Origin of the sequence: Bacillus sp. FSL E2-8868 (assembly GCF_038005505.1) — a bacterium.
Lineage (GTDB): Bacteria > Bacillota > Bacilli > Bacillales > Bacillaceae_G > Bacillus_A > Bacillus_A mycoides.
On sequence record NZ_JBBOTI010000001.1, the window covers coordinates 884578 to 901540 of the forward strand.

A 16963-nucleotide genomic window follows, 5' to 3' on the forward strand; every position below is an offset into this window, starting at 1 on the left:
GAGGACTACATGTGCTTGAACAAGGTTTATTAGTAACGGCTGGGGTAGCATTTTTAATTTCTGTTGCCCTTTCGCCATTATTTATTCCATTTTTAAGAAAGTTAAAGTTCGGACAGAGTATTCGTGACGAAGGACCGAAGTCACATCAAAAGAAATCAGGGACACCAACGATGGGTGGTATTGTCATATATGTATCTATGATGGTGACTACGCTTATTATGGCGATTAAATTTAACAATTTAGGTGCAGAAGTATCATTGTTATTATTAGTTACATTTGGGTACGGATTAATCGGATTTTTAGATGACTACATAAAAGTAGTAAAGAAAAGAAATCTTGGTTTAACATCAAAACAAAAATTGATTGGTCAGCTTGTAATTGCTATTGCGTTCTTTTTAATTGGAAAAGGGCAAGCATTTCACACGTATATCATGATTCCAGGAACTGATGTTAAATTTGAATTAGGCTGGGCGTATTTTGTTCTCGTATTATTTATGCTTATTGGTGGATCAAATGCGGTTAATTTAACAGATGGTTTAGATGGTTTATTATCAGGAACAGCTGCTATTGCATTCGGAGCATTTAGTATTATTGCTGTAGCTCAAGAACAATTTGGGGTAGCGATTTTCTGTATGGCAGTCGTAGGAGCTGTACTTGGCTTTTTAGTATTCAATGCGAATCCAGCGAAAGTATTTATGGGGGATACTGGTTCTCTAGCTTTAGGTGGTGCTATCGCAGCTGTAGCGATTTTGTTAAAACAAGAATTGTTACTCGTTATTATTGGCGGTGTATTCGTAGCGGAAACTTTATCTGTTATTATCCAAGTTATTTCGTTCAAAACAACAGGAAAGCGTGTTTTTAAAATGAGTCCATTACATCATCATTATGAATTATGTGGTTGGTCAGAGTGGCGCGTTGTTGTAACGTTTTGGTCTGTAGGATTTTTATTAGCTGTGCTAGGAATTTATATCGGGGTGTGGATGTAATTGAAAACTGTAACTGAATATCAAAATAAAAATGTTCTTGTATTAGGTATTGCTAAAAGTGGTTATGCAGCAGCTACTTTATTAAAAAAGTTAGGGGCAAACGTCATTGTAAATGATGGGAAACCATTAGCGGGTAATGTGCTTGCAGCTGAGTTACAAGCGGAAGGAATGGATGTTGTGTGTGGTGGGCATCCATTAGAATTGCTGGAGAGAAACATTTCACTTGTCGTAAAAAATCCAGGAATTCCATATTCTAATCCACTCTTAGTGGCGGCGAAAGAAAAACAAATTCCAATTGTAACTGAGGTTGAATTAGCATATTCCATTTCAGCAGCACCGTTTGTTGGGATTACGGGATCTAACGGTAAAACAACAACGACAATGTTAACGTTTGAAATGTTAAAAGAAGGACAAAAGCACCCAGTTATTGCGGGGAATATAGGTACTGTAGCTTGTGAAGTTGCACAATTGGCGAAGGAAAATGAAGTTGTCGTTACGGAACTTTCATCGTTTCAATTGATGGGAGTGGAATCGTTCCAACCAAAAATTGCAGCCTTTTTAAATTTATTTGAAGCGCATTTAGATTATCACGGGACGAAGAAAGAGTATGGTTTGGCGAAAGCGAATATTTTCAAAAACCAAACTGAAGCAGATTATAGTATAATTAACGCAGATGATGCAGATGTCATGGCGTTATCGGCATATAGTAAAGGACAGAAAGTATTATTTTCGACGACGAAAGAAATTGAAGATGGTGCGTATATAAAAGATAACGCTCTTTATTTTAAAGGCGAAAAAGTAGTTAAAGTAAGTGATATTGTTTTACCTGGTAAGCACAATTTAGAAAATATTTTAGCAGCAATGAGTATTGCTAAATTACTAGGTGTTTCTAATGAAGCAATTACTGCTGTGTTAAAAAGTTTTACAGGTGTAAAACATCGCTTAGAATATGTAACAACGATTAATAATCGTAAATTTTATAATGATTCAAAAGCGACGAATATGCTAGCGACAGAAAAAGCATTATCTGCATTTACACAACCGATTGTATTATTGGCTGGTGGACTTGATCGTGGTAATGAATTTGATGATTTAATTCCATATTTTAAACATGTCAAAGCGATTGTGACATTTGGACAAACTGCACCAAAATTAGTAAGAGCGGCAGAAAAAGCAGGATTAGATGTAATTGAAAGTGTCGATACTTTAGATGATGCAGTAGTGAAAGCTTATGATCATTCTACCGATGGTGATGTAATTCTTCTTTCACCAGCATGTGCAAGCTGGGATCAATTTAAAACATTTGAAGAAAGAGGAGACATTTTTATACAAGCTGTGCATAAACTTATATAAAGTAAATCAAAACATCAGTAGGCTAACACCTACTGATGTTTTGTTACATAGGGCAAAGGTTCTGCCCAAAGAGGTGGTGTTCATGGGTAATGAAGAAAACGCCTGATTTTATTCTCATCATCGTTACACTTGCGTTGTTAACAATCGGAATGATTATGGTTTATAGTGCGAGTGCGGTTTGGGCCTCTTATAAAATGGGGGATTCATTCTTTTTTGCAAAAAGACAATTGTTATTTGCAAGTCTTGGGGTAGTAGCTATGTTTTTTCTGATGAAAATTGATTATTGGGTATGGCGTACGTATTCAAAAGTAATTTTACTAGTTTGTTTCGTTCTTCTTATTCTCGTTCTTATTCCTGGAGTAGGTCTCGTTCGTGGAGGGGCGCGAAGTTGGATTGGAATCGGGGCATTTTCTATCCAACCGTCAGAGTTTATGAAATTCGCGATGATTATTTTCTTAGCAAAATTTTTAGCGGAACGACAAAAATTAATTACATCTTTTAAACGAGGTTTACTACCGGCTCTTAGTTTTGTATTTCTTGCTTTTGGGATAATTATGTTACAGCCAGATCTTGGTACGGGAACGGTAATGATTGGGACATGTATTATTATGATATTTATTTCGGGAGCAAGGGTCTTTCACTTTGCAATGTTTGGTTTGCTTGGTGCAGCGGGATTTGTAGGGTTAATTGCATCAGCGCCATATCGAATGAAACGCATCACATCATATTTAGATCCGTGGTCGGATCCGCTCGGAAGTGGATTTCAAATTATCCAATCGTTACTCGCAATTGGACCTGGTGGTTTATTTGGGCTTGGACTTGGACAAAGTAGACAAAAATTTCTTTATTTACCTGAACCACAAACAGACTTTATATTTGCAATCTTATCCGAGGAATTAGGTTTTATTGGTGGTTCATTTGTGTTATTATTATTTAGTCTATTATTATGGCGTGGGATTCGTATAGCATTAGGAGCGCCAGATTTATATGGTACGTTTTTAGCAGTAGGTATTGTGGCGATGATTGCGATTCAAGTAATGATTAATGTTGGTGTTGTAACAGGACTGATGCCTGTTACCGGTATTACTTTGCCATTTTTAAGTTATGGTGGATCAAGTTTGACCTTAATGTTAATGGCAGTAGGTGTATTATTGAATATAAGTCGCCATTCTCGCTATTAAACCCTGTTTAAAAGACAGGGTTTTTCGTGTGTGTGTGAAAATACAATATGTATATAGAAATAAATACGATTGAATAAGAACAGGGAAGTGGAGGAATCAGTAGTGCGAGTATTAGTAAGTGGTGGGGGTACTGGAGGACATATTTATCCAGCTCTTGCTTTAATTAGAGAAATAAAAAAACTAAATCCGGAAGCAAGATTTTTATACATTGGTACAGAGAATGGATTAGAGAGTACCATCGTACCGAAAGCGGGTATTCCGTTCCAATCTATTGTTATAAGTGGATTTAAACGAAAAATATCTCTTGATAATGTAAAAACCGTGATGCGTTTCCTAAAAGGTGTTCAAGATAGTAAACGATATATTCGTCGTTTTAACCCTGATATTGTGATTGGTACGGGTGGATACGTATGTGGGCCAGTTGTATATGCTGCGGCTAAATTAGGTATTCCGACTATTGTCCATGAACAAAATAGTGTACCTGGTGTAACGAATAAATTTTTAAGTCGTTATGTCGATAAAGTTGCAGTTTGTTTTGAAGCAGCTGCAGAACATTTTCCACAGTCAAAAGTGGTTATGACAGGTAATCCACGTGCATCAGAAGTAATGGACCAAAATGGAATGAAAGGAAAACGTTCGGTAGGACTATCCCTTTCTAAAAAATCCGTGCTTATTTTTGGTGGGAGCCGGGGGGCTAGACCGATTAACGATGCTTTTGTAGAAGCGATTGAACAATTTGGGAATAAAAGTTACGAAGTATTATATGTAACAGGCGAAGTACATTATGATAAAGTTATGGAAGCCGTGAAACAAAAAGGGAATCCGAATAATGTTATTATTAAACCTTTTATTCATAATATGCCAGAGGTACTGACGGGTGTAGATCTTGTTGTTTCAAGGGCGGGGGCTACAACGCTTGCAGAATTAACAGCGTTAGGAAAGCCGAGTGTATTAATTCCAAGTCCGTACGTAACAAATAACCATCAAGAAAAAAATGCACGATCAGTTGTTGATAAAGGAGCAGCTAAAATGCTACTTGAAAAAGATTTAACATCTGAAACGCTTATTCGTGACATTGATGAGATTTTATTGGATACACAAACATTACAAAATATGAAACTGGCTACTAAGCAACTTGGTATTCCAGATGCAGCAAATAAGCTATATGAAGTAATGAACAAGCTTATTAAAAAATAACATTAGGTGAACGCCCCGCATATTACTGTAATAAGGAGACTTGATATGGGGGAGATTGTCTATGGAACAATTAGTAAAAGAGCTTTTAGAAGCAAATGTTGGTAGCGTGTTAGTTAATGAACCGTTAGCGCGTTACACGACTATGAAAATAGGCGGACCAGCTGATATTTTAATTGTACCAAAGCATGTTGCTGGTATTGAGAAGACTCTAGAGTTAGTAAAGAAGTACAAGACAAGGTGGACTGCAATTGGTCGTGGTTCAAATCTTCTCGTATCTGATCAAGGTATAGAAGGTGTGGTTATTCGTTTAGGAGAAGGATTAGACCATTTAGAAGTCGAAAAACATAGAGTAAGAGTCGGTGCTGGATATCCCCTTATTAAATTGTCAACTTTACTTAGTCGACAGGGATTAGCGGGCCTGGAATTTGCAAGTGGTATTCCAGGAAGTGTTGGCGGTGCAGTGTATATGAATGCAGGCGCTCATAAGTCCGACATATCGAGTGTATTAACGAAAGCTCGTATTTTGTTTGACAATGGAACAATTAATTGGTTGACGAATACCGAAATGGGCTTTTCTTATCGCACATCTGTATTGCAAATGAAACGCCCTGGTATTGTTTTGGAAGCTGAATTCCAATTAGAGGTAGGCGAACGCGAGGGAATTGTAAGAAGCATGCAAAAGAATAAAGAGTATCGCCGTGAAACGCAGCCTTGGAATCACCCTTGTGCAGGAAGTATATTTCGAAATCCAGTCCCCTATTTTGCAGGAGATTTAATAGAAAAATCAGGGCTTCGTGGTTATACAATAGGTGGAGCTCAAATTTCTGAAATGCATGGGAATTTTATTGTTAATACTGGTGTGGCCTCAGCGCAAGATGTATTAGACTTAATCGCATTGGTAAAGCGTACAATTAAAGATAAATTTGGTGTTGATATGCATACAGAAGTAGAAATAATTGGAAGATAACGGTTGTTCGTTCCGCTCATTATCATTTATGTTATAATAAGAAGATAAGAACGGCATGAGGAACATGCCGTTCTTTATGTTACATAGGGGGATCGTACATGAAAAATAGTAAAGTGATTAAACTACAAGATCGTGTACCAAAATTAAAGAATCAAAATAAAAAAAATAAGAAACCTGTTAATCATCGGTTAATTTTATACATATCGATTTTATTTTTATTAGTACTCTTTTTAATTTATTTTCGGTCTCCGCTTAGTAATATAAAAAAGATAAGTGTCTTTGGAAATCATTATATGACAGATGAACAAGTTATGAAGGAATCAGGTGTGACATATGATACGAGTTATTTCCGAGTAACAGCACATAAAGCAGAAGAAAACTTAACGAAACGAAAAGAAATTAAAGAGGTAAATGTAAAAAAACGTTTCCCAAACAAAATTGATGTTCATATCGAAGAATATTTAACAATTGGCTATATAAACAAAGATGGGAAATTACAACCGTTATTAGAAAATGGGAAAACACTCGATGTACTTCCGAACGGAAAGCTTCCAGTTGCAGCACCAATTTTTGAACCATTTAAAGAGGAAAAAATGAAGGAATTAATTGCAGAACTAGAAAAATTAACGCCAACTATTTTAAGGTCTATTTCTGAAATCCGTTATACACCAACGAACGCAAATGAAGATCATCTTACTTTATATATGAATGAAGGATATGAAGTGAGCACCACTATTCAAAATTTCGCAAAGCGAATGGAAGCTTATCCACTTATTTTAAAAACAATTGAACCTGGTAAGAAGGTTTTAATTGACTTAGAAGTGGGTGCATATACGAAGGAACTAGGTGCTGAAGAAAAGAAAGAATAGAATGATAGTTTTTACTGCGTTATTACGTATGAAATGAAACAAACGTTCTTTTATATGGATGCTAATTTGCAAGAATGCTTAATTTGATGAAAAAAATGTAAATTTTCTTAGATTCATACTAGGATTGGTACAAGTTTCACTTTTCTACAAGTACATCTTAGTGTAGACTTATACTTGGCGGTAATCTTTACACTTGGAATATAATTATTTCAAGATAGAGCAGTTATTCACAGGTTACTGCGATATTCTTAAATGAATGTTAAATAAAAATAAGAAAAATATAGGGTTAAAAAAGGGAAACGTACAAAGACGTTGAATATTTTTCTTATAAATAGTAAAGTTGCGATTGTTGTTCCATATATTGAGTTGTATGGTATAAATAAAGAAGGAGGTGCCAAAGAATGAACAGCAATGAAATATATGTTAGTCTTGACATCGGTACATCCAATGTTAAAGTCATCATTGGTGAAATGGTTAATGATAGCTTAAACATTATTGGTGTTGGAAACGTAAAATCAAATGGTTTGAAAAAGGGATCGATAGTTGATATAGATGAAACTGTTCGATCAATTAAAAAAGCAATTGAACAAGCTGAGCGCATGGTGGGTATCCACATTGAGCAAGTTGTAGTAGGTGTCAATGCAAACCAGGTACAGTTGCTCCCGTGTCACGGAGTAGTCGCTGTTTCAAATGAAGATCGTGAAATCGGGAATGAAGATGTCTTACGCGTTCTAGATGCAGCGCAAGTTGTGTCAATTGCTCCTGAACGTGAATTTATTGATGTGGTACCTCGACAGTTCATTGTAGACGGTCTTGACGAGATTAACGATCCACGCGGGATGATCGGTGTAAGATTAGAAATGGAAGGTACACTTATTACAGGCTCGAGAACTTTACTACATAACCTACTTCGTTGTGTAGAAAAAGCAGGTCTTGAAATTGTTGATATTTGTCTGCAACCTTTAGCGGCAGCGACAGTTGCGTTATCTTCGGATGAAAGAAATAGAGGGGTAGCCCTTGTTGATATGGGCGGAGGATCTACAACCTTATCTATTTTTAAAGATGGAGAGTTGCAAGCAACGAGCGTATTGCCATTAGGTGGAGATCATATAACGAAGGATATAGCGATTGGGCTGAAAACTTCAACAGAAAATGCAGATCAAATTAAGCTGAAATATGGACATGCTTTTTATGATACAGCATCTGAAGAAGAGATGTTTACGGTTCCTATTATGGGAAGCGATCAAACAGAACAATATTCTCAGTTGGAATTATCGGATATAATAGAGGCTCGTGTAGAGGAAATTTTAATGTTTGTTCAAGATGAAGTGCATAAGTTAGGAGTAAAGCAAGCTGCTTCTGGATATGTACTAACTGGTGGGATAGCTTCTATGCCAGGTGTTCTTGATCTTGCATACGATATTTTACATGAAAATGTTCGTATAGCAACTCCTGATTATATTGGTGTTCGTGAGCCTCAATATACAAGTGGAGTTGGATTAATTAAACATTCTTATCAAAAAGCTAAATTACGTGGGAAAAATGTGCAGGAAAAGCAAGAACATTTTGAACCAGTACCAGCACCAATGCCGGTACAACAGCAACCTGCGAAACAAAAAACTCGTAATCAAAACAATACTAATCAAAATGATGACCGCATGATGTCAAAAGTAAAACGTGCATTCCGTTATTTATGGGATTAAAATTGGACACGAAAAATGAGGTTCTAGGGGGATTTCGACATGTTAGAGTTTGATACTACTCAAGATCAATTAGCGAATATAAAAGTTATCGGTGTCGGCGGTGGCGGAAACAACGCTGTAAACCGTATGATTGAACACGGTGTACAAGGTGTAGACTTTATCGCTGTGAATACTGATGCACAAGCATTAAATCTATCAAAAGCTGAAACGAAAATGCAAATTGGTGGAAAATTAACGCGTGGACTTGGTGCAGGCGCAAACCCTGAAGTAGGGAAAAAAGCTGCAGAAGAAAGTAAAGAACAGATTCAAGAAGCGCTTCGTGGCGCGGATATGGTCTTCGTAACTGCTGGTATGGGCGGCGGAACTGGAACTGGTGCAGCTCCAGTTGTTGCTCAAGTTGCAAAAGAACTAGGCGCGTTAACAGTTGGTGTTGTAACACGTCCATTTACATTTGAAGGGCGTAAACGTGCAACTCAAGCTGCATCTGGTATTGCGTCATTTAAAGAAAATGTAGATACACTTATCGTAATTCCAAATGATCGCTTATTAGAGATTGTTGATAAAAATACGCCAATGTTAGAAGCGTTCCGTGAAGCAGATAACGTATTACGTCAAGGTGTTCAAGGTATTTCTGATTTAATTGCTACACCAGGTCTAATTAACTTAGACTTTGCAGACGTAAAAACAATTATGTCTAATAGAGGTTCTGCTTTAATGGGTATCGGTTCTGGTAATGGTGAAAATCGTGCTGCTGAAGCTGCGAAAAAAGCGATTTCTAGTCCATTACTAGAAACATCTATTGATGGAGCTCAAGGTGTTATTATGAACATTACGGGCGGCGCAAACTTAAGTTTATATGAAGTACAAGAAGCAGCAGACATTGTAGCTTCAGCTTCGGATCCAGAAGTAAATATGATCTTCGGTTCTGTTATTAATGAAGGATTAAAAGATGATATAGTTGTCACTGTAATTGCAACTGGTTTTGATGATAGTGCTTCGACACAACCACCAAAACCAATTATCCGTCCGACTGCGAATCACACACAACAGCAACAACAACCAGTAGCTCAACCTTCAAAACAACGTGAAGTTAAGCGTGAAATGAAACGTGAAGAGCCGGTTGTGCATGATCGTCATACAGATTCAGATGACATCGATATTCCAGCATTCTTACGTAACCGTCGTAGACGATAAAAGAAAAGGAGCTTTCATGCTCCTTTTTTTTGTTGTCTAAATGGAAAAGATCTGCTAAGCAGATCTTTTTTTATTATTTTGCATATGGAGAGCCCAGTCCTATTTTTAAGCCATAAGCTGTGATAAATTGAAACTTTAATTAGTCGGGGGTGTTCATCCAAAAATGATTGTTAGCCCGACTCCCACTTAACTTCTGTCCTTTTTTATAGCTGAATTTTGAGGCAAGGTCTTACTGCCCGCAAATAGCAAGATAAACTTTGTATATATATATAATTCAATTATTATGTATACAAGTAAAAAATTTATATTATTCTATGAAAAATACACTTTTATTTTTTACCGACAGATTATGTCTAGAAATCACAAAATAACAAAAAAATCCCTCCACCAATTGACACACTTTCCTATTGGATATGCATTATACTAGTCTCAACTTAAAAAAAGAGGTGAATTGTTTGGTTGTTTACGCCGACATTGTCTGGTTGTTAAACGCCTGCATTGATTTTCTTTTACTTTTATTAACAGCCACCGTGTTAAAAAAGAGAATCAAAAGATGGAGGCTTGTGTTAGGGGCATTTATAGGTTCAACTATTGTTATTTTCGCCTTTACGCCTTTTGCTTCTATGATGACACATCCAATTATGAAACTATTGTACTCGTTACTTATTGTGTATACAGCATTTGGGTTTTCGACATTTAGAAATTATACACAAACTGTTTTTACTTTCTATTTTGTAACCTTTATGGTTGGTGGAGGATTAATTGGAACGCATTACTTTTTGCAAACGAACGAAATGGTAAATGGATTAGTTCAATCTAAATCAGTTTCTTACGGTGATCCAATTAGTTGGGTATTTGTTATTTTTGGTTTTCCAGTAATTTATTATTTTTCTAAAAAGCGTATAGAAAGCGTAGAGGTCACAAAGATACACTATGATCAAATCGTGAAAGTGGAAATTCAATTAGCTGGAGAGGAACTAGAATTAGCAGGTCTAATTGATAGTGGGAACCAACTTTATGACCCGTTAACGAAAACACCCGTTATGATTATGCATATTTCATCATTAGAACATTGTTTGCCAGCTTGGTTAACAGAACAAATTTATTCCAAAACAGAAATTCCTCAAATACCAGAAAATGATTCTGGATGGGCGACGAAACTACGTTTAATTCCTTTCCGAGCAGTAGGAGTAGAGAATCAATTTTTATGGGCAATTAAGCCAGATTGTGTGCGAGTTTATCATGAAGGTAGTTCGGTTGTTGTAAACAAAGTACTGATTGGATTAAGTACACAACAATTATCTACTAATGGAGAGTATCAATGCATTGTACATCCGAAAATGTTGATTTCGCAAAAGATGGTAATTGCTTAATTACGAGAGGCGGGATAATATGGTGAAATTTAAATTTTATTTGGTATACCTTTGGTATAAAGTATTGCTGAAATTAGGAATTAAGACCGATGAAATTTATTATATTGGTGGAAGTGAAGCGTTGCCACCGCCGTTAACGAAAGAAGAAGAGGCAGTTCTTTTGAATAAATTACCAAATGGAGATCAAGCTGCGAGGTCGATGCTTATTGAACGTAACCTAAGGCTTGTTGTATATATAGCAAGAAAATTTGAAAATACAGGGATCAATATTGAGGATTTGATTAGTATAGGAACAATTGGTCTTATTAAGGCAGTGAATACATTTAATCCAGAAAAGAAAATTAAATTAGCAACATATGCATCTCGTTGTATAGAAAATGAAATTTTAATGCATTTGCGTCGAAATAATAAAAATCGTTCGGAAGTTTCTTTTGATGAACCGCTTAACATTGATTGGGACGGAAATGAACTGTTACTATCAGATGTTTTAGGTACAGATGATGACATTATTACAAAAGATTTAGAAGCTACTGTAGATCGTCATCTTTTAATGAAAGCATTGCATCAATTAAATGACCGTGAAAAACAAATTATGGAGCTTCGGTTTGGACTCGCTGGTGGCGAAGAGAAGACACAAAAAGATGTGGCTGATATGCTTGGAATTTCACAGTCTTATATTTCTCGTTTGGAAAAAAGAATTATAAAAAGATTACGAAAAGAATTTAATAAAATGGTGTGAAGAATAAGACCAGTCGGTATCTAGACTGGTCTTATTCTTTTTTTGTGCATTAGGAAATATGATATTTGTGAAAAATGATGGAAAAACCGTATGCATAAAATCCCCTTCAAAGGAAATACTTTACACTGTACAGCAACTCCCGATAGGAGGGAACACTTTGACGAGAAACAAAGTAGAAATTTGCGGTGTTGATACAGCTAAACTTCCAGTACTAAAAAATGAAGAGATGCGTAAATTATTTCGTGAAATGCAAAGTGGAGAGATAAGCGCCAGAGAGAAATTAGTGAATGGAAACTTACGTCTTGTACTGAGCGTCATCCAAAGATTTAATAACAGAGGAGAATATGTTGATGATTTATTTCAAGTTGGTTGCATTGGACTTATGAAATCCATTGATAACTTTGATTTAGGCCAAAATGTAAAGTTTTCAACGTATGCTGTGCCGATGATTATTGGAGAAATACGCAGATATTTGCGTGATAACAATCCAATTCGTGTATCTCGCTCATTACGAGATATTGCGTATAAAGCGTTGCAAGTAAGAGAAAAATTGATTGCTGAAAATTCAAAAGAACCAACAGCAATGGATATTGCGAAAGTTCTTGAAGTGACACATGAAGAGATTGTTTTTGCACTAGATGCGATTCAAGATCCGGTTTCATTATTTGAACCGATTTATAACGATGGAGGAGATCCTATCTTTGTTATGGATCAATTAAAGGATGAAAAACAAAAGGACGAGCAGTGGGTTGAAGAACTGGCGTTGAAAGAAGGAATGAAGCGTTTAAATGATCGTGAAAAAATGATTATTCGAAAACGTTTCTTTCAAGGAAAGACACAGATGGAAGTTGCCGAAGAAATTGGAATTTCTCAAGCGCAAGTATCACGTTTGGAGAAGTCTGCTATTAAGCAAATGAATAAGACGATTCAAGGATAAGGTCCTCACCAGTTATGGTGAGGTCTTTTTTATATATAATATTTTGCGCTCATAGTAGATTGGGTAGGTTCATATAATGAAAATAAAATGGATGTTCTATTAGTAGCGGTTATATACTGTTTATCCGCTTCGAAATTAGGCTGAAGTAAAAAGTTAGATGGAAGCGGGACTGCCCGTAAAAGTCCGATTGGCATGGGTTAATAATCAGTAGGGATGGGGATAATCCCACTGATTAAGGTTTCACTTTATTTGAGAGCGTACTTACGATTCATGATATAAGGGAGAGGATGAATATGATACGGATTTCGGAGTTTCAAATGAAGGATGTTGTAAATGTTTCAGATGGAAAGAGGCTTGGGAATATTGGAGATATTGATATTGATATAGACACAGGAAAGATTAGGGCGGTTATTATTTCTAAGCAGGCACGAATGCTTGGACTCTTTGGGAAGGAAGTAGAATTTGTGATTCCTTGGGAGCAAATTATGAAAATTGGAGAAGATGTCATACTTGTAAAAGTAGATCATGTTAATTCTGTAACAGAATCAATACAAACACCGACAATTTCATAAAGAATATTACAAATTCCTCTTTTTTTTCTGTTGTCATTATGAAAAAATAAAAGTATGGTAAAATAGACAGGAAGTACCATACTTTTTTCTGTTATTTTAATTAAAAGGAGTCGCTTTATGAGAGAACCATTTAAATATGCGGACGGTATACTGTATTTACAAGCGTGGAAAGAACTTGGAAACATTACTGTTGGATTTACGACAAAAGATGGTGGAGTAAGTACAGGCTCCTTTCATGCGATGAATTTAGGATTACATGTGAATGATATCGTGGAGAATGTTCATGAAAACAGACGCATTTTAGCTAATAAGTTACAAAAACCATTAGAAAAATGGATTTGCTCTGAACAAGTTCATGACCATCATGTTGAGAAAGTAGGACTGCAAGAAAAAGGGAAAGGCGTTTATTCATATGAAGACGGTATTCCAAAAACGGATGGCATTTATACGACTAACAAAGATGTTCTCTTAACATCTTGTTACGCTGATTGTGTTCCGCTCTATTTTTATGCACCATCACATGATATGATAGGACTTGCGCATGCTGGGTGGAAAGGGACTGTAACAGAGATTGCGAAAGAAATGATTCAAAAGTGGAATGCAGAAGGTGTTTCAAGTGATGAAATTCATGTCGCAATTGGTCCTGCAATCGGATCATGTTGTTATGTTGTTGATGATCGTGTATTAACAGCAGCACAGCAAGTAGTAAACGGATCTGTTCCTCATAAAGTAATTTCTGATGGTCAGTATGCAATTAATTTAAAAGAAGTTAATCGTATATTATGTGTACAAGCAGGCATAAAAGAAGAACATATTGTAATGTCATCTCTTTGTACAAGCTGTGAAGAACAATTATTTTTCTCTCATCGTCGTGATCAAGGTAAGACGGGGAGAATGTTGAGTTTCATAGGTTTTAAGGAGGAGTGAAGTAAGTGACAGTGCAAGGGAATTTAGCAGATGTAAACGAAGTAATTAAAGAATCTTGTGTACGAGCTGGACGTTCGATGAAAGATATTAAGCTCGTTGCAGTTACAAAAACTGTAGGGATTGAAAAAACAAGCGAAGTAATTGAAACAGGAATTATTGATTTAGGTGAAAATAGAAATGAAGGTTTCTTACAAAAATACGAGCATTTCGGTTCAAAAGTGAATTGGCATTTTATTGGATCATTGCAAACGAGAAAAGTAAAAGAAATCATTAATGAGATTGATTATTTACATTCATTAGATCGTCTTTCGCTTGCAAAAGAAATTCAAAAACGTGCTGATAAGAAAGTTAAATGCTTTATTCAAGTGAAAACATCATCTGAAGAATCAAAGCAAGGATTGGCGATAGAAGAAACAATTTCTTTTATTCAAAGTTTGCAAGAATTGGATAAGATTGAAGTGGTAGGATTAATGACAATGGCTCCGTTTACAGGAGAAGAGGAAGAGATTCGTCGCTGCTTTAAGGAATTGCGCATGCTACAAACAGAGGTGCAGGAGCTAGAATTATTACATGCACCATGTAAAGAATTATCAATGGGAATGTCAAATGATTACACGATTGCAATTGAGGAAGGCGCTACATATATTCGTTTGGGAACGGTTTTAGTAGGAAAAGCGTAGGAGGAAGGAGAAAGTTATTATGAGTTGGTCAAAAGTAAAATACTTCTTTTTTGACACACCGGAAGAAAAAGAAGCAGCTCAATATAGTTATGAAAAGGAGCAAACAGACATGAAAAAGCAACAAGATCCCCCAGAACAACAAGATGTTCCGTTTGCGAAAGTGCAACCGAAGCAAAATGTAGTGAGTATTGAAACAGCGAAGCAATCTTCAAAAGTTGTTTTACTAGAACCACGTACATATTCGGAAGCGCAAGGCATTTCGGATCACTTAAAAGGTAGACGAGCTGTTGTAATTAATTTGCAAAGAATGTCTACAGATCAAGCTGTACGTATCGTTGACTTTTTAAGTGGTACTGTATACGCTATAGGCGGGGATATTCAAAAAATAGGCCCGAAAACATTTATGTGTACACCTGAAAATGTTGATATCGTTGGTGCGATTTCAGAGTTATTCGGTGAAGAAGAAGAGACAAATATAAAGAGGTGGTAATACGCCATGACAACAGTTTTAACAGTGTTACTTACTGCTATCGAGATTTACTCGTGGGCACTAATTATTTACATTCTCCTATCATGGTTTCCTGGCGCAAAGGAATCAGCTTTTGGAGATTTTCTTGCGCGTATTTGCGAACCGTATTTAGAGCCGTTTAGGAGGTTTATTCCACCATTTGGTATGATTGATATTTCTCCACTTGTTGCTATTGTTGCCTTGAAACTTGCTAGAGGTGGTTTAGTGAGTTTATTCAACTATTTTTTATAGTGTGAGGTTAAATACATGAGCATCTATGAGCATTTTAGACCTGATGAAGAGGTCTTTGTGGATAAAGTATTAGAGTGGAAACAGGCTGCTGAGTACCATCAAGTCAAGTTAACAGATTTTCTTGATCCAAGACAGCAACAAATTGTTTCTATGGTAATAGGGCAAGGAGATGTAGCTGTACGGTTTGATGGTGCGATGCCTGAAGCCGAACGGAAAAGAGCACTAATTTATCCAGATTATCTAGAATTAAATGAAGAGGAATTTCAAGTAGAAGTATTAGAAATTGACTATCCTTCCAAGTTTTTTACGCTAGAACATAGGCAAATATTAGGTGCATTCATGTCGCTTGGTTTAACAAGGGAAAAATGTGGTGATATTTTGCTTCAAGAAGACCGTGCCCAAATTGCAGTTGCCAAAGAAGTTGTATCGTATATTGAAATGAACTTACAATCAATAGGGAAAATGAAAGTCACACTCTCTCCTATACAAGTAGAGAAAATTTTGCGTGTAGGTGAAAAATGGGGAGAAAAATCTGGGACTGTTTCGTCACTTCGTCTAGATGTTTTATTAGCTGAAATGCTACATATATCTAGGCAGAAGGTACAGCCTCTTATAAAAGGTGGCTTAGTAAAAGTCAATTGGAAAACAGTAGAGCAAACTTCGTATGAATGTTTTCCAGGGGATGTTTTCTCGGTTAGAGGGTATGGACGAAGTAAATTATTTTCTGTAGAAGGTAAAACGAAGCGCGACAAATGGAGAGTTTTGTATGGTATACTAAAATGATTGGTTTTTTAGAAGGAAATTCTCTTATTTTGTCGAAGAAAAGATATAATTGAAAGAGGAAATTTAGATAACTACTTGGAGGTGGCGTTGTGCCGTTAACACCATTAGATATTCATAACAAAGAATTTGGTCGCGGGTTTCGTGGCTACGATGAAGATCAAGTAAATGAGTTTCTTGATCAAATCATCAAAGATTATGAATTAGTCATTCGTGAGAAAAAAGCTTTAGAAGAAAAGGTTGCACAATTAGAAGGAAAGTTAGATCATTTTTCTAATATTGAAGATACGCTGAACAAATCTATCATTGTCGCACAAGAAGCTGCTGAAGAAGTGAAGCGTAATGCACAAAAAGAAGCAAAATTAATTGTACGTGAAGCAGAAAAAAATGCAGATCGTATCATTAATGAAGCGTTAGTGAAATCAAGAAAAGTTGCTTTTGATATTGAAGAGTTGAAGAAACAAGCGAAAGTATTCCGAACTCGTTTCCGTATGTTATTAGAAACACAACTTGAAATGTTAAACAACGATGATTGGGATAAACTAATTGAATTAGAAGACGAAGTGGACGAACTGTTGAAAAAAGAAGAAACAGTGTAAGCTTGACGTTTTTCTCATTATTACATATAATTTTAAACAGCATATTTATTAAGAAAAACGAAGATAGGGATAAGTACCTTTTTCATACCTTATATAGCGAACTGAGGATGGTGTAAGCTCAGGATAAGGAGATAATGGGAATATCA

Annotated in this window: 18 protein-coding genes and 1 other annotated feature (1 of these 19 cut by a window edge); all 18 genes read left to right on the top strand. The window is 36.1% G+C overall.

Annotation, left to right across the window (positions count from 1 at the left end; genetic code table 11):
• The first annotated feature begins 11 nt into the window (after positions 1 to 11).
• Positions 12 to 986, top strand: coding sequence for a phospho-N-acetylmuramoyl-pentapeptide-transferase (gene mraY, locus NSS74_RS04865; protein ID WP_002014738.1), 975 nt, complete (start codon positions 12 to 14; stop codon positions 984 to 986).
• On the top strand, positions 987 to 2339 hold the full coding sequence (gene murD / locus NSS74_RS04870) for a UDP-N-acetylmuramoyl-L-alanine--D-glutamate ligase (protein WP_340813232.1): 1353 nt from the start codon (positions 987 to 989) through the stop codon (positions 2337 to 2339).
• An 89-nt stretch (positions 2340 to 2428) separates the two neighbouring features.
• Entirely contained in the window at positions 2429 to 3520 is a 1092-nt protein-coding gene (gene spoVE, locus NSS74_RS04875; protein WP_002014736.1) for a stage V sporulation protein E, read from the top strand.
• A 102-nt stretch (positions 3521 to 3622) separates the two neighbouring features.
• Complete coding sequence (gene murG / locus NSS74_RS04880; RefSeq protein ID WP_002088269.1) at positions 3623 to 4717, top strand: undecaprenyldiphospho-muramoylpentapeptide beta-N-acetylglucosaminyltransferase; 1095 nt, start codon at positions 3623 to 3625, stop codon at positions 4715 to 4717.
• 61 nt (positions 4718 to 4778) lie between these two features.
• A complete protein-coding gene (gene murB / locus NSS74_RS04885) occupies positions 4779 to 5684 on the top strand; it encodes a UDP-N-acetylmuramate dehydrogenase (RefSeq protein WP_002142941.1) in 906 nt (301 codons plus the stop codon).
• Between the two features lie 98 nt (positions 5685 to 5782).
• The gene (gene divIB / locus NSS74_RS04890; RefSeq protein WP_002014733.1) at positions 5783 to 6553 is read left to right on the top strand and encodes a cell division protein DivIB; all 771 of its coding nucleotides are present in this window, start codon (positions 5783 to 5785) and stop codon (positions 6551 to 6553) included.
• Between the two features lie 401 nt (positions 6554 to 6954).
• On the top strand, positions 6955 to 8256 hold the full coding sequence (gene ftsA / locus NSS74_RS04895) for a cell division protein FtsA (protein ID WP_002014731.1): 1302 nt from the start codon (positions 6955 to 6957) through the stop codon (positions 8254 to 8256).
• Positions 8257 to 8295: 39 nt separating this feature from the next.
• Complete coding sequence (gene ftsZ / locus NSS74_RS04900; protein ID WP_002014730.1) at positions 8296 to 9450, top strand: cell division protein FtsZ; 1155 nt, start codon at positions 8296 to 8298, stop codon at positions 9448 to 9450.
• Positions 9451 to 9905: 455 nt separating this feature from the next.
• A complete protein-coding gene (gene spoIIGA / locus NSS74_RS04905; protein ID WP_002142939.1) occupies positions 9906 to 10823 on the top strand; it encodes a sigma-E processing peptidase SpoIIGA in 918 nt (305 codons plus the stop codon).
• Between the two features lie 19 nt (positions 10824 to 10842).
• A complete protein-coding gene (gene sigE, locus NSS74_RS04910) occupies positions 10843 to 11562 on the top strand; it encodes an RNA polymerase sporulation sigma factor SigE (RefSeq protein ID WP_002128857.1) in 720 nt (239 codons plus the stop codon).
• Positions 11563 to 11719: 157 nt separating this feature from the next.
• Positions 11720 to 12499, top strand: a complete 780-nt coding sequence (gene sigG / locus NSS74_RS04915) for an RNA polymerase sporulation sigma factor SigG (protein WP_002014725.1) — start codon at positions 11720 to 11722, stop codon at positions 12497 to 12499.
• Between the two features lie 293 nt (positions 12500 to 12792).
• Positions 12793 to 13071 carry a YlmC/YmxH family sporulation protein gene (locus NSS74_RS04920; RefSeq protein WP_012261605.1) on the top strand — a complete coding sequence of 93 codons (279 nt, stop codon included), beginning with the start codon at positions 12793 to 12795 and terminating at the stop codon, positions 13069 to 13071.
• Positions 13072 to 13188: 117 nt separating this feature from the next.
• Positions 13189 to 13998 carry a peptidoglycan editing factor PgeF gene (gene pgeF, locus NSS74_RS04925; protein ID WP_002128855.1) on the top strand — a complete coding sequence of 270 codons (810 nt, stop codon included), beginning with the start codon at positions 13189 to 13191 and terminating at the stop codon, positions 13996 to 13998.
• A 5-nt stretch (positions 13999 to 14003) separates the two neighbouring features.
• Complete coding sequence (locus NSS74_RS04930; RefSeq protein WP_002033757.1) at positions 14004 to 14678, top strand: YggS family pyridoxal phosphate-dependent enzyme; 675 nt, start codon at positions 14004 to 14006, stop codon at positions 14676 to 14678.
• Between the two features lie 19 nt (positions 14679 to 14697).
• Positions 14698 to 15168: a cell division protein SepF gene (locus tag NSS74_RS04935; RefSeq protein WP_002014721.1), complete on the top strand. Its 471-nt coding sequence runs from the start codon at positions 14698 to 14700 to the stop codon at positions 15166 to 15168.
• Positions 15169 to 15174: 6 nt separating this feature from the next.
• Positions 15175 to 15438 carry a YggT family protein gene (locus NSS74_RS04940; protein WP_002014720.1) on the top strand — a complete coding sequence of 88 codons (264 nt, stop codon included), beginning with the start codon at positions 15175 to 15177 and terminating at the stop codon, positions 15436 to 15438.
• A gap of 15 nt (positions 15439 to 15453) precedes the next feature.
• Positions 15454 to 16221 (top strand): YlmH family RNA-binding protein, encoded by a 768-nt coding sequence (locus NSS74_RS04945; protein ID WP_002033759.1) that lies wholly within the window; start codon positions 15454 to 15456, stop codon positions 16219 to 16221.
• A gap of 89 nt (positions 16222 to 16310) precedes the next feature.
• Entirely contained in the window at positions 16311 to 16817 is a 507-nt protein-coding gene (gene divIVA / locus NSS74_RS04950) for a septum site-determining protein DivIVA (protein WP_001131609.1), read from the top strand.
• Positions 16818 to 16868: 51 nt separating this feature from the next.
• Positions 16869 to 16963, top strand: a binding site (T-box leader); it runs 130 nt beyond the window's last position.